The sequence below is a fragment of the Neoroseomonas terrae genome, from assembly GCF_018129025.1.
GTDB lineage: Bacteria > Pseudomonadota > Alphaproteobacteria > Acetobacterales > Acetobacteraceae > Neoroseomonas > Neoroseomonas terrae.
The window spans coordinates 55,733-68,293 of record NZ_JAAEDI010000021.1 but is presented as its reverse complement, the minus strand read 5'-3'; the positions used below and the strand labels follow the sequence as shown (position 1 = coordinate 68,293).

Genomic DNA, 12,561 nt, shown 5'->3' with positions numbered 1-12,561 from the left:
GGCTCAGCCCCCCGATGAATAGGCGCGGCCGGTCGAGCCGAACCCCGCGCGGGTGATGGTCGAGGCCGGTCGCGACACGGTAGGCCCCGACGTCCGGGCGCTGGTGCCCTCGCCATAGAAGCCCATGCGGCTCGCCTGGCCGAGCGAGCGGCTCCTGCTGTCCCAGGCCCGCAGCGGACCGGCGCCGACGGCAGGGCGATAGGCCGCGGTCGGCTGGCGGTCCGCCGTCCAGGTCCAGCCCTGGTAGCGGGGGCCGATGCCGCCGCCGTAATTGCGGTACCAGAAGGCATTGTACCCGCCCCACCAGACGCGGCCGCCGCTGCCGGAGGAGGTGCCGCCGCCGGACTGGCCCTGCTGCTGCTGTTCCTCGGTCGTCGCCATCGCCAAGGCCGCCGGCGGCAGTTCAACCTCCATGCATTGGGACCAGGTGGCGCGGCAGGCTTCCTGCGTCCCGAAGCGCGTCGGGAGCGGCAGGTCGAAGCGCTCGCAGCTCTGCCATTCGGCGCTGCAGGCGGCGTCGTCGGGGTAGACGGGCGCGAGGCGGTAGTAGGCGAGGCTGACATTCAGCGGCGCGCGGGACGCCGCGTTGTAGTCGAGTGCCGACACCTGCCGGGGTGCGGCCTGGACAGCCACGGCGCCGGTGGTCGTCGGGCGCGTCGGTTCGGGCAGCGCCCAGTCCTGGCCCTGCCTGTCTCGCACGACCGGCTGCACGACGCCCATCTCCCCTGGCGCGCGCACCCAGCCGGCCAGGGCGGGCCGCCAGCCCGGGCCGGTCGCGGCGAGAGTCTCGCCCTCGCATGCGCCGCGGCCGAACAGCGTCTCGCAGGCGGAGATGGTCGTGAAGCGCGGGCGTGTCTCCGCCTGTTCGCGTGACAGCACCTGTTCGAGGGCGTCGCAGCGCGCGGGGTCCTCGCTGAGCCGGCGGTGCGCGGCGCGGCAGGCCTCCAGCCGCGCCTCGGTCGCGTCAGGCAGGTCGGCCGGCGGCGTCTCGTCGCAGCCGGCGGCACCCAGGCCGATCGTTACCAGCGCCGCGGCGCGGATGGTGCGCGATCGGCGGCGGCTGGGCGGTGGCGACGAGGACATCGGCAGCGCTCAGCCCGACATCACGGCATTGTTGAGAATGCCGGCGCCGACCTGGATGAAGGCGATGAAGACCGCGGCTCCGCCGACCTCGTTCGCCTCGATCTCCTCCTTCAGCCGGCCCTCCAGCAGCGTCGTGAGCACCAGATGGACAATGAGCTGCACGGCGACGGCGACGATGCACCAGATGATCTGGTCCAGCGGCCCGGCGGCGGTGCGCGCCACGGCCGCGATCGGCAGGACCATGCCGAGCGCCTTCCCGCCGAAGGCCAGCGCGCAGGGCGTGTTGCCGGCGCGCAGCAGCGTCAGTTCGGCATGCGGCGTGATCAGCGAGACGACGACGAGCCCGATCACCCAGAAAACCGCGCCGAGCGAGAAGGCGACCAGGAAGCTCAGGAAGGTGGCGGGGAACAGGGCGAGGATCTCGGCGGCGGACATGCGGTAGGTTCCTTCTTGGCGCGTGTCAGCCGCGCAGGATGTGCGGGACGAAGCGGGCAGCCGGCCCGGTGACCGGACCCGAGGATTCGCGGAAGGCGATGCCGGCGGGCTCGCCGCCGACGATCCAGACGGACAGGTTGGCGTGGACCTGGCCGCGGCCGGCATCGAAGACCGGCAGCGGGCAATGCGCCTGGTACAGCAGCGGGCCCATCGCGGCTTCCGGCACCTCGCCCGGCGTCTGGCCCGGCAGGGTGACATGCTCGCCATCCCAGCCGCGGCGCGGCTTCGCGACGAGCGGACCACCGGGCTGCGCAGGGCGTTCCAGGAAGGTCGGCAGTAGGTTCGGTGCGCCGGGCGTCATGTGCCAGAGCAGCGCCATCATGGTCTTGTCGGCCATGAGCCGCGTCCAGGCCCCGGGCAGGATGCGGGTGCGGCAGCGCGGGAGGACATCGACATTCGGCTCGTCCTCCATCCAGTCCCAAGGGTAGATCTTGATCATCGCCTGCAGCGGCTCATCCGCCGCATCGACGAAGCATTGGGCGTCGAGGTCCCAGCCGATCTGTTCCATGCTGCAGATGCTGGGCCGCATGCCCAGTTCGCGGGCGATCTCGGCGAGGTATTCCGCATCGAAGCGTTCGCCGGTGTCGGCCGGGTTGCCGTTGACCATCGTCTCGCCGCCGCAGGCGATGGCGAAGCGGTGCGGCAGGCCGGTGCGCGGCAGATGCGCGGTCAGCTTCTCGTAGATCAGGTTCTCCTGGCTGTCCCGGCTCGCACGGTTCGCCTCCTGCCAGGCCTCGAACCATTCCCACTGGACGTAGGACGCCTCGGCGAGGCCGAAGGGCGAATCCGCCTCGTAATCCAGCAGCATCGGCGTGCCGTCGGGCGCGAAGGAGAAGTCCATCCTGCCGTAGAGCGGCGAGTCCTTGGCGCGCCAGGACTGCGTGATCGCGGTCTGCATCGCCGGATTGGCGATCCCGAAATAATTGTAGTCGCCACTGGAGACCAGCGCCTCGACCGCGGCGTAGCAGCGCTGCTGGATGCCGGTGGCGGCGGTGAAGACGCGCTCGACCAGGGCGGCGTCGATCACATAGGCCGCGTCGGTCACCCACCACGGCTGGCCGTCCGGCGCCGGGGCGAGCATGCCGAGCTCGCGCAGCCGCGCCTCGGCTTCGGCAGGCGTCTTCACGGCAATGCGCTGGAACGGCGGGTAGGCCATCAGGGGGACGGGCTACAGCACGACATGGGGCACGAAGCGATCCTCGAGCGTCGTCACCAGCTCCTCCCCCTCCCTGATGCCGAGCCCGCAGGGCTCGTCGCCGACCATCCACACGCCCATCACCGGGAAGGCGTCACCCTGCGGCGTCGCATGCCCCGGCAAGGGTGCCCATTGTTGCCAGATCGTGGGCGAGGAAGGCAAACCTTCGGCGATCTCCGTGGACGGATCGCCCGGCACCCCCTCCACCCGCATGCCGTGGCCTTCGAGACCGAGGGCCGGCTTGCCGATCGCCGGCCCGTCGATCGCCGTGCGGTCGAGCGACGCCGGCAGCAGCAGCGGGTGGCCCGGGAACATCGACCAGAGCACCGCGAGGATCGCCTTGCTGGCGTGCAGCATCCGCCGCGCGGGCTCGATCCAGCGGGTGCGGCCGAGCGGCAGCAGCCGGCCGCCTTCCTCGGCATCCAGCCAGTCCCAGGGGTAAAGCTTGAAACAGGCCCGCAACGGTGCGCCCCCCGGCGTGACGAAGCCGGCCTCCGGCTGCCAGGAGATGTCCTCGACGGGCAGGAAGGCGGCCTCGTGCCCGGCCTCGCGGGCGGTCGCCATGAGGTAGGCGACCTGGGCGACCTCGTCGTCCCGCTCATGCTCCGCGGCGAAGTGGATGAGGCTCGGCAGGCGGAGCGCGGGCCAGCGCGCCACCAGGGCATCGTCGATGCGGCTCCATTGGTCGGTACCGGGGCGGGTCTGCGGTCCGGTCGGCGTCTCCTCGAACCAGGTGAGCTGGACGACGGCGGCTTCGAGCAGCGCGGCAGGCGTCTCGGCATTGAACTCGAACAGCTTGATCCCGCCGTCGGGAGCGAGGCGGAAGTCGAAGCGGCCGTAAAGCGAGGGCTCGGCGGCGTGATGGGAGGCTTCGACCAACGCGGCGAGGCGGTCGGTGAAGCCGAAGGCGGCGTAGTCGCCACGTCGCACGACGTGTTCGACCGCCGCGGCGATCATGCCGTCGAGTTCGCGCGCGGCGGCCTCCAGCGCGTCGATGGCCTCGGGCGTCAGGGCATAGCAGGCGTCGCGCGCCCAGTATTCGCGGTCATCGGGGCTGTGGAAGCGAAAGCCGAGCGATTCGGCGCGATGCGGGAAATCGTCGTCGCGGCGCAACAGATGGCGCGCGATGGCGGGCGTGGGGCGCGGCATGGCAGGAGTGTATGCCGCGGCCCGAACGCCGTCGAAGTGCTGCATCACACTGCGCGGAGCGGATCGATCGGATCGCGGCCACGCCACGATCCGCGAGCGCGAAGCGCGACCGCGCCCAGACCAGGCGTCATCCCCGTCCTGCCAGTGCAAGGCGCGAAGCCAAGCCGCGCGGATGCGCGGCGCCCGGCGTCTGAGGGCAGGACAAGACTCAGGCCTGATCGCCGCCGGCGATCAGGCCTGGCACCACATGCGCATGAGGTTGTGGTAGCAGGAGGCCAGCCCCAGCACGCTCACATGGTCGTCGGGCACGACCGTCCGCATCTGGATGATGGACATGTCCATCTCGAACAGGATGCGGCGCTGGCGTTCATCCGCGACCATCGACTGCGTCCAGAAGAACGAGGCCCAGCGGCTGCCGCGGGTGACCGGGTTCACGCGGTGCAGGCTGGTCGCGGGATAGACGATCATGTCGCCGGCCGGCAGCTTCACCGATTGCGCGCCGTAGGTGTCCTCGATGACCAGCTCGCCGCCATCGTACTCCTCGGGGGCGCTGAGGAACAACGTGGTCGAGACATCCGTGCGCATGCGCGTGCCGGAGACGTTGCGGATGGCGTTGTCGACATGGGTGTTGAAGGTCATGCCCACGTCGTAGCGGTTGAACATGGGCGGATAGACCCGCAGCGGCAGCGCGGCCGAGGTGAACATCGGGCTGCGCGCGAGGGCGTGCAGGACGATGTCGCCGAGTTCGCGCGACGCCGCGGAATTCTCCGGCACCTGCAGGTTGTTCTTCACCTTGGCCGACTGGTCGCCCGCCGTGACACGGCCATCCACCCACTCGGCGGCGTCGAGCTTCTGCCGGCAGAAGGCGACCTCCTCGGCGGTGAGGACGTTGGGAACGTGGATCAGCATGCGGAACTCTCCTTCGGCCGCGCCGTCATGCACCGGCGGGCCGGCAGGCGCGACCTGAAAAAAAGCCGCCCGGACATCGCTGTCCGGGCGGCTCCCCCTGTGTGCCCCTGGATGGGCTGGCGTGTCAGAAGTTCACGCCGACGCTCGCGGTCACCGCCCGGCCCGGGCCCATGACGGCGCGGTTGGTCCAGACCTGCGTGTAGTTGCGGTTGTCGGTCAGGTTGTAGCCGTTCACGCGCACCAGAAGCTGGTCGTTGATGCGGTGCTGGATGAAGGCGTCCAGCGAGAAGGCATACGGCACTTCCGACGTATTCGCGGAGTTGGTGTACACATCGGTCTGCCAGGTGAAGCCACCGCCGACGGTCACGTTGTACGGCGTGCCCGGCGCGATGTCGTAGCTGGTCCACAGCGAAGCCGAGTTGGTCGGCACGTACGGGACGCGCCCGCCGACATTGGCCTGGGTCAGCGACGAGGTCGTCTCGCTGTCCATGTAACTGTAGCGGGCGTTGATCAGCCATTCGGGCGTGATGCGGCCCGTGACGCCGATGTCGAGGCCCCGGATGCGCTGCTGGTCGCCCGAGCCGAACACGACGCCGGTCGCCGGGTCGGTCTCCGTCGCGTTGTTCTTCTCGATCTGGTAGATCGACGCGCTGAGGCCGAGACGCTGGTCGAGGATGCTCGCACGGGCGCCGATCTCATAGATCGTGTTCTGCTCGGGATCGAGGTTCGAGTTGTTCACGCTGGCCTGGCCCGGCTGCGTGGCCCAGTTCGAGCCCGGCGCGAAGGTGGACTGCGCATAGGATGCGTACACCGTGTACTCCGGCGTCGGCTCCCAGATCACGGACACGCGCGGGTCGATGAAGCTGTTGTCCGCGTTCAGCGTGCTGACCGGGTTGGTGCCGCCGTAGGAGGTATAGTCCGACTGCTGGCGCGTCCAGCGCAGACCGGCCAGCACCGAGATCTCTGGCGTGAACCAGACGCGGTCCTGAGCGAAGATCGCGGCCTGCGTCGTCTCGTTCTGGCGCTGCGCCGTCGCACCCGTGCTGAGCGCATAGGCGAAGTTCAGGTCGTTGTTCGGCGCGAAGAGGTTGCCGCGGTAGTTACCGCGCCCGGAGTCCGTGGTGTAGGAGTAGGTCGTCCGGTCGTAGTTCTCATACCACAGGTCGACGCCGAGCGTGGCCTCGTGGCGAAGCGCCCAGGTGTTGAAGCGAAACACGCCGGTCGTGATGTTCTGCACGCCCCAGACCTGCTGCGTGTAGGGCGAGCCGCCGCCGCTCAGGGCGTATTGGGGTGTGCCGCCGCCATTGAACAGGCGGCTGATGCAGGTCGCGTCGCACGACGCCACGGAGAAGCTGAAGGACCGGTCGGTGAAGCCGAGCCGGGTGTCGTTGTAGACCGTCAGCCAGTCGGCGGCGACGTGCTGAACGCGCGCGGTCAGGCGGTTGACGGTGGTCTGGTCGCGATCGGTGAAGTTGCTGCCGTACCAGGTGCTGCGCGGCACGCCGTACTCCGTCACGGGCTGCCCGATGAACCCGGGGCCGCGCGAGACGATCGGCACGCCGGCATCAGTCGGCTCGTCATAGCGGTAGTACATGTACTCGAGGGTCAACGTCGTGTTGGTGCCGAGGCCGAAGGCGACCGACGGCGCGATGCCCCAGCGCTCGCCCGTCGGCAGGCTCCGATCGGTGATGCGCTGCTGCTGGTACATCATGTTCAGGCGGAAGGCGCCCGTTTCGCTGAACTGGTAGTTCGCATCGGCCGTCGCGCGCAGCATCCAGTCCATGCCGCCGGTGACGGTCGCGCCGAGCGAGTTGCCCAGATGCGGCGTGCGGCTCGTGATGTTGACGATGCCGCCCGCGGCGCCTGAACCGAAGTTCACGCCCGACGGGCCGAGCAGCGCCTGCACTTCCTCGAAGGTGAAGCTGTCGCGGCGGAAGGAGCCGAAGTCGCGCAGGCCGTCCACGTACAGGTCATTCTGCGAGTTGAAGCCGCGGATGCGGAGCTGGTCGCCGCTGATGCCGCCGCCGCCTTCGCCGATCGAGGAGGTGATGCCGGGCACGTTGCGCAGCGCCTCGCCGAGCGTCGTGACGTTCTGCTGATCCATGATCTCCCGCGGCACGACCTGGATGGTCTGCGGCTGATCCTGGATGCGGCCCGGCATACGGCCGAGGCCCAGCGTGCCCTCCAGCGTGTTCTCGGGCTGCTGGCCCTGGACGCTGATCTGCGGCAGGGCGACCGGCGCTCCGGGCTGCGCAGGAGCGGTCACGGTCTGCGCCGAGGCCGGGCCGGCGGTCAGCGCAAAGCCGGCAGCGAGGCTCGCGCCGAAGGCTGTGCCGGATAGGGCGGATCGAAGCGTCGATGGGGTATTCACGGTCACTAATCTCCTGGCGCGGCTCACGCCGCTGCGATGCCAATGCGGCGCCAGGATATGCAATTGCGAGTCACTATCAATCCATAGAATTACGGTATGTCTGCCTTCGTTACCTAACTTTGCAACGGATGGCATTTCGGCAACACCATCCGAAGCCGCGCCCGATCCGGCGGCGCCAGGAACCGATCATGTCGAGCGCCTACGCCATCCCCCCCGGTGTCACCTGCCTCCCGGACTATGAGGACCACGCGCGCGCGCTGCTCTCGCGGGCGGCCTGGGCCTATATCGCCGGCGCAGCGGCGGACGGGCTGACGCTGCGGCGGAACCGCAGCGCCTATGACGCCATTTCGCTGAACGGCCGCGTTCTCGCGGCGTTCGGTGGCGATGCGGGCACGCGACTGGATCTGCTCGGGACCACCCTCGCCTTTCCCGTCCTGCTCGCACCGGTCGCGCATCACCGGCTGGCCTGCGCGGATGGGGAAATCGCGACGGCCATCGGCGCCGCGGCCGCCGGGTCGGGGCTGGTCGTCAGCACCGAATCGGATACCGCGATCGAGGACATCGCGGCGGCGACGGCCGGGCCGCTGTGGTTCCAGCTGTATATCCAGCATGACCGCGCCTTCACCCACGCGCTGGCCGCCCGCGCCGAACGGGCCGGCGCCCGGGCGATCGTCGTGACCGTCGATGCCCCGGTCAGTGGCGTCCGCAACGACGAACAGCGCGCCGGCTTCACACCCGGCAGCCTGGGCGAGGCGGTGCATCTGCGCGGGCTGAAGCCTGGCCCGGTCGCCCATGCGCCGCTGGGATCGAGCCTGCTGTTCGACGGCTTCCTCGCCGGTGCCCCGCGCTGGGAGGATATCGCCCGCCTGCGCGCCGTCACGCGGCTGCCGTTGCTGCTGAAGGGCATCATGACGCCGGAGGACGCCGAGCGGGCCGTCCGGGAAGGGGCCGACGGCATCATCGTGTCGAATCATGGCGGGCGCGTGCTGGATACGCTGCCGGCGACGATCGAGGTGCTGCCCGGCATCGCCCGTGCCGTCGCCGGGCGCGTGCCGGTGCTGGTCGATGGCGGCATCCGCCGCGGCACGGATGTGCTGAAGGCGCTGGCGCTCGGGGCGACGGCGGTGCTGGTCGGGCGGCCCTATGTCTTCGCGCTGGCAGTCGCCGGCCCGGCCGGGGTTGCGCATGCGCTGCACATGCTGCGGGCCGAGTTCGAGATGGCCATGGCACTGACTGGTTGCGCGCGGCTGGCGGATATCGGGAGCAACGTGATTCATCGCGGGCCTTCTTGCAACTGACTCGCAATTGCGCGTAAGAGCGTCCATCTCCTCGGCAATGGAATGTGGCGGCCCGTGTCCCTGCGAACCCTTCCCGGCGCCCGCGTGACGCGGGCAGGTCGCCGTTGCGCGCGGGCCGGACAGCCGTGACGCGGCTTGCCTTCACGCCGGATGGATCGGCGCCGCAGGCCGCGGAACAGGCCCCTCCCCCGCGCCGGCTCGCCGGGGCCAGCAGCAGCCGCGGCTTCTGGCTGAAGCACCTGCATCGCTGGCACTGGATCAGCGCCGCCGTCAGCCTGATCGGCATGATCCTGTTCGCCGCGACCGGCATCACGCTGAACCACGCGGCCGACATCGAGGGCTCGCCCCGGGTCACCACCCGCACCGCGACGGTACCGCCGGCGCTGCTTGCCGACCTGCCGGAGATCACCGCCGAAGAGAAGCGTCCCCTCCCCCCCGCGCTTCGCATCTGGATCGGCACCGCATTCGGCGTCACGGCCGGGGAGCGCGCCGCCGAGTGGTCGCCCGACGAGATCTACCTGCCGCTTCCGCGGCCCGGCGGCGATGCCTGGCTGACCATCGAGCGCGACGGCGGCCTCGCCACCCATGAGGTGACGACGCGCGGCTGGGTCTCCTACCTCAACGACCTGCACAAGGGCCGCAACACCGGCGAGGCCTGGAGCTGGTTCATCGACGTCTTCGCCGTCGCCTGCCTCGTCTTCTGCATCACCGGGCTCGTGCTGCTGCAACTGCATGCCCGCACGCGGCCGGCCACCTGGCCACTGGTGGGCCTCGGCCTGGTGGCGCCGCTGCTGCTCGCCATCCTGTTCATCCACTGACCGAGGACCTTCATGCGCATCGCCTCCCCCCTGGCCCTGCTCGGTTTCGCGGCGGCCCCGCTGTCGGCGGCCTGGGCTGCCCCCGAGATCACGGTGACGGTCGAGATCCCGCAGCTTTCGGTCGCGGAGTATCATCGCCCCTACGTCGCCATCTGGGTCGAGCGCCCCGACCAGTCGGCCGCGGCTAACCTGTCCGTCTGGTACGACGTCGGCATGCGCAACCGCGAAGGCGAGAAGTGGCTGAAGGACATGCGCCAGTGGTGGCGCCGCACCGGTCGCACCTTGCAGATGCCGATCGACGGCGTCACCGGCGCGACGCGTGCACCCGGCCGCCATACGGTGCGCTTCGACGCCCGCGGCCCGCTGTCGTCGCTGGAACCGGGCCAATACAACCTCGTCGTCGAGGCCGCGCGCGAAGTGGGGGGCCGCGAATTGCTGCGCGTGCCGTTCCAATGGCCGCCGAGCGCGCCGCAGAACGGCTCCGCCCAGGGCAGCCACGAGCTCGGCGCCTTCACCGTGCAAGTCACGCCCTGATCGGGAGGGGGATCGTCATGAAGCTCCGACTTCTCCAGCGCGTCGCCCTCGCGGCCATGCTGGTCGCGCCGGTGGCGGCGCATGCCCATCGGTCGTGGCTGTTGCCCTCGGCCACCGTGCTGTCGGGTGAGGACCCGTGGGTCACGGTCGATGCCGCGCGGTCGAACGAGCTGTTCTACTTCGACCACAACGCCATGGCGCTCGACGGCCTGACGGTGACGATGCCGGACGGGACGGCGGGCGAGGCGGCGAACCAGGCGCGCGGGCGCTATCGCAGCACCTTCGACGTGCGGCTGACGCAGCCTGGCACCTACCGCATCGGCGTCACCGGCGACGGGCTCACCGCCCGCTGGACGCAGGATGGCCAGCCGCGCCGCTTCCGCGGCACGCGCGAGGCCTTCGCGCGCGATGTGCCGGCCAATGCCGAAGGGCTGCGCGTCTTCTACACCCAGCCGCGCGTCGAGTTCTTCGTCACCCGCGGCGCGCCGACCGACCGTGCCCTGCAGCCGCAGAACGAGGGGCTGGAGATGGTGCCGATCACCCACCCCAACGACCTGGTGGCGGGCGAGCCCGCGCGCTTCCGCATGGTGCTGGACGGCCGCCCCGCGGCGAACCTCGACGTCACCGTCATTCCCGGTGGCAACCGCTATCGCGACCAGCGCGGCGAGATGAAGATCCGTACCGCCGAGGACGGCACCTTCGCCGTGAACTGGCCGGGGCCGGGCATGTTCTGGCTCAGCGCCTCGGTCCGCGACGCCAACTCCGGCATCCCGAACGTCCAACGCAGCGCAAGCTATGTCGCGACGCTCGAAGTGCTCCCGTGACCCCATCCGCCCCATCAACGCCGTGACATGAAGGAGATCCGCATGAACCTCCGCCTTCTGCAGCGCGTCGCGCTCGCGACCATGCTGGCCGTGCCCGTCACGGCGGTTGCCCACCGCGCCTGGATGATGCCCTCGGCCACCGTGCTCTCGGGCGAGGACCCGTGGATCACGGTCGATGCCGCGATCTCGAACGACCTGTTCTACTTCGAGCATTTCCCGATGCCGCTCGAAGGCCTGACGGTCGTCACGCCGGACGGTTCGGCCGGCGAGGCGGCGAACCAGGCCCGCGGCCGTTATCGCAGCACCTTCGACGTGCGTCTGACGCAGCCCGGCACCTATCGCATCGCGGTCGCCGGCGAGGGACTGAATGCCTCCTGGCGCGAGAACGGCCAGCCGCGGCGCTGGCGCGGCACGCGCGAAGCCTTCGCGCGTGAGGTGCCGGCGAATGCCGAGGGGCTGCGCGTCACCTACGGCCAGCGTCGCGTCGAGTTCTTCGTCACCCGAGGCGCGCCGACCGACCGTGCGTTGCAGCCGCTGAACGAGGGGCTGGAGATGGTGCCGATCACCCACCCCAACGACCTGGTGGCGGGCGAACCGGCGCGCTTCCGCATGATGCTGGACGGCAAGCCGGCCGGGAACCTCGAGGTCACCGTCATCCCCGGCGGCAACCGCTATCGCGATCAGCTCGGCGAGATGAAGATCCGCACCGCCGAAGACGGCAGCTTCGCCATCACCTGGCCGGGGCCGGGCATGTTCTGGGTGAACGCCTCGGTGCGCGACAGCAACTCGGGCATCCCGAACGTGCAGCGCAACGCCAGCTACGTCGCGACGCTCGAGGTGCTGCCGTGATGCACGGCGGGGCGTGGCCGTCCGGATGCTGACACGGTCATCGTGCATCAGCTTCTGATCCCGACGGCCTTCGCCCCGCCGGCTCCGCCGCGCGACCTGCCGGTGCAGGCACTGCACGGCGAGACGATGGGCACGACCTGGTCGGTGCGTTGCGTCATGGACGACGATGTCGCCAGCCTGCGCCCTGCGATTGAGCGGCGGCTCGAACGCGTCAACGCCGAGATGAGCAGTTGGCGCGCCGGCTCTGATCTTTGCCGCTTCAACCGGCTGCCGGCCGGAGGCGCCCAGATGCTGCCGGCAGGCTTCCGCAGCGTCATCGGTTGCGCGCTGGCGACGGCGGCGGCGACCGGCGGCGCCTTCGATCCGACGATGGGGCCGCTGGTGGACCTCTGGGGTTTCGGCGCCGTGCCGACGGTCCATGACGGCCCGCCGCCCGATGACGAGATCGCCGCCGCGCTCGGCCGCGTCGGCTGGCAGCGGCTCCGCTTCGACGCTGCCGGGCGGCTGGTTCAGCCCGGCAGGGTCGCGCTCGATCTCAGCGGGATCGCGAAGGGTTATGCGGTGGATCTGGTCGCCGAGGGGCTCGAGGCGGTCGGCGTGGCCTCCTACCTTGTGGAGATCGGCGGCGAGCTGGGCGGTCGCGGCGTGAAGCCGGACGGCTCGCCCTGGTGGGTGGCGCTGGAGCGGCCGGGGCAGCAGGGATCACCCGGCTATGTGGTGGCGTTGCACGATCTCGGCGTCGCGACCTCGGGCGACTATCGCCGCCGCTTCGAACATGGCGGCACGATCTACGGCCATACGATCCACCCGCGCAGCGGACGGCCGACGCCGCCGGACATCGCCGCCGTGACTGTGCTGCATCGGCGCTGCATGCAGGCCGACGCGTTGGCGACGGCGCTCGCCGTGCTCGGCCTGCCGGCGGGCCTCGATCATGCCGCGCGGCATGGCATCGCCGCCCTGATCGTCGCCCGGGATGCCGCGGGGCGTTTCATCGAACACCTGTCGCCCGCGCTTGCCGCGATGCTCGACTGACCAC

12 protein-coding genes are annotated in these 12,561 nt (G+C 70.3%); 6 read left to right on the top strand and 6 right to left on the bottom strand.

The window, feature by feature from the left end:
- Positions 1 to 3 precede the first annotated feature (3 nt).
- The 6 genes from GXW78_RS19255 to GXW78_RS19230 all read right to left on the bottom strand — a co-directional run bounded on the left by GXW78_RS19255 (position 4) and on the right by GXW78_RS19230 (position 7,202).
- Positions 4 to 1,083, bottom strand: coding sequence for a DUF1190 domain-containing protein (locus GXW78_RS19255; protein ID WP_211870521.1), 1,080 nt, complete (start codon positions 1,081 to 1,083; stop codon positions 4 to 6).
- Between the two features lie 9 nt (positions 1,084 to 1,092).
- A complete protein-coding gene (locus tag GXW78_RS19250; protein ID WP_211870520.1) occupies positions 1,093 to 1,518 on the bottom strand; it encodes a DUF350 domain-containing protein in 426 nt (141 codons plus the stop codon).
- A 25-nt stretch (positions 1,519 to 1,543) separates the two neighbouring features.
- On the bottom strand, positions 1,544 to 2,734 hold the full coding sequence (locus tag GXW78_RS19245) for a glutathionylspermidine synthase family protein (protein ID WP_211870519.1): 1,191 nt from the start codon (positions 2,732 to 2,734) through the stop codon (positions 1,544 to 1,546).
- A gap of 12 nt (positions 2,735 to 2,746) precedes the next feature.
- Positions 2,747 to 3,922, bottom strand: coding sequence for a glutathionylspermidine synthase family protein (locus tag GXW78_RS19240; RefSeq protein ID WP_246522402.1), 1,176 nt, complete (start codon positions 3,920 to 3,922; stop codon positions 2,747 to 2,749).
- Positions 3,923 to 4,153: 231 nt separating this feature from the next.
- Complete coding sequence (locus GXW78_RS19235) at positions 4,154 to 4,831, bottom strand: Fe2+-dependent dioxygenase (protein WP_211870517.1); 678 nt, start codon at positions 4,829 to 4,831, stop codon at positions 4,154 to 4,156.
- 124 nt (positions 4,832 to 4,955) lie between these two features.
- Positions 4,956 to 7,202 carry a TonB-dependent receptor gene (locus GXW78_RS19230; RefSeq protein ID WP_338147791.1) on the bottom strand — a complete coding sequence of 749 codons (2,247 nt, stop codon included), beginning with the start codon at positions 7,200 to 7,202 and terminating at the stop codon, positions 4,956 to 4,958.
- A 188-nt stretch (positions 7,203 to 7,390) separates the two neighbouring features.
- Here GXW78_RS19230 and GXW78_RS19225 point away from each other — a divergent pair, with 188 nt between their 5' ends.
- From GXW78_RS19225 to GXW78_RS19200, 6 genes are all read left to right on the top strand, one after another.
- Positions 7,391 to 8,500: an alpha-hydroxy acid oxidase gene (locus tag GXW78_RS19225; protein ID WP_211870515.1), complete on the top strand. Its 1,110-nt coding sequence runs from the start codon at positions 7,391 to 7,393 to the stop codon at positions 8,498 to 8,500.
- A 125-nt stretch (positions 8,501 to 8,625) separates the two neighbouring features.
- Complete coding sequence (locus tag GXW78_RS19220; protein WP_211870514.1) at positions 8,626 to 9,318, top strand: PepSY-associated TM helix domain-containing protein; 693 nt, start codon at positions 8,626 to 8,628, stop codon at positions 9,316 to 9,318.
- A 12-nt stretch (positions 9,319 to 9,330) separates the two neighbouring features.
- A complete protein-coding gene (locus tag GXW78_RS19215; RefSeq protein ID WP_211870513.1) occupies positions 9,331 to 9,852 on the top strand; it encodes a DUF2271 domain-containing protein in 522 nt (173 codons plus the stop codon).
- Between the two features lie 17 nt (positions 9,853 to 9,869).
- Entirely contained in the window at positions 9,870 to 10,676 is an 807-nt protein-coding gene (locus GXW78_RS19210) for a DUF4198 domain-containing protein (protein ID WP_211870512.1), read from the top strand.
- A 42-nt stretch (positions 10,677 to 10,718) separates the two neighbouring features.
- Positions 10,719 to 11,525 (top strand): DUF4198 domain-containing protein, encoded by an 807-nt coding sequence (locus tag GXW78_RS19205; protein WP_211870511.1) that lies wholly within the window; start codon positions 10,719 to 10,721, stop codon positions 11,523 to 11,525.
- A 42-nt stretch (positions 11,526 to 11,567) separates the two neighbouring features.
- Positions 11,568 to 12,557, top strand: coding sequence for an FAD:protein FMN transferase (locus tag GXW78_RS19200; protein WP_211870510.1), 990 nt, complete (start codon positions 11,568 to 11,570; stop codon positions 12,555 to 12,557).
- Positions 12,558 to 12,561: the final 4 nt, after the last annotated feature.

Bases quoted from the DNA above. Each gene is read 5' to 3' on its own strand.
- GXW78_RS19255 (WP_211870521.1), bottom strand. From the start codon at position 1,083: ATGTCCTCGTCGCCACCGCCCAGCCGCCGCCGATCGCGCACCATCCGC.
- GXW78_RS19250 (WP_211870520.1), bottom strand. From the start codon at position 1,518: ATGTCCGCCGCCGAGATCCTCGCCCTGTTCCCCGCCACCTTCCTGAGC.
- GXW78_RS19245 (WP_211870519.1), bottom strand. From the start codon at position 2,734: ATGGCCTACCCGCCGTTCCAGCGCATTGCCGTGAAGACGCCTGCCGAA.
- GXW78_RS19240 (WP_246522402.1), bottom strand. From the start codon at position 3,922: ATGCCGCGCCCCACGCCCGCCATCGCGCGCCATCTGTTGCGCCGCGAC.
- GXW78_RS19235 (WP_211870517.1), bottom strand. From the start codon at position 4,831: ATGCTGATCCACGTTCCCAACGTCCTCACCGCCGAGGAGGTCGCCTTC.
- GXW78_RS19225 (WP_211870515.1), top strand. From the start codon at position 7,391: ATGTCGAGCGCCTACGCCATCCCCCCCGGTGTCACCTGCCTCCCGGAC.
- GXW78_RS19215 (WP_211870513.1), top strand. From the start codon at position 9,331: ATGCGCATCGCCTCCCCCCTGGCCCTGCTCGGTTTCGCGGCGGCCCCG.
- GXW78_RS19210 (WP_211870512.1), top strand. From the start codon at position 9,870: ATGAAGCTCCGACTTCTCCAGCGCGTCGCCCTCGCGGCCATGCTGGTC.
- GXW78_RS19205 (WP_211870511.1), top strand. From the start codon at position 10,719: ATGAACCTCCGCCTTCTGCAGCGCGTCGCGCTCGCGACCATGCTGGCC.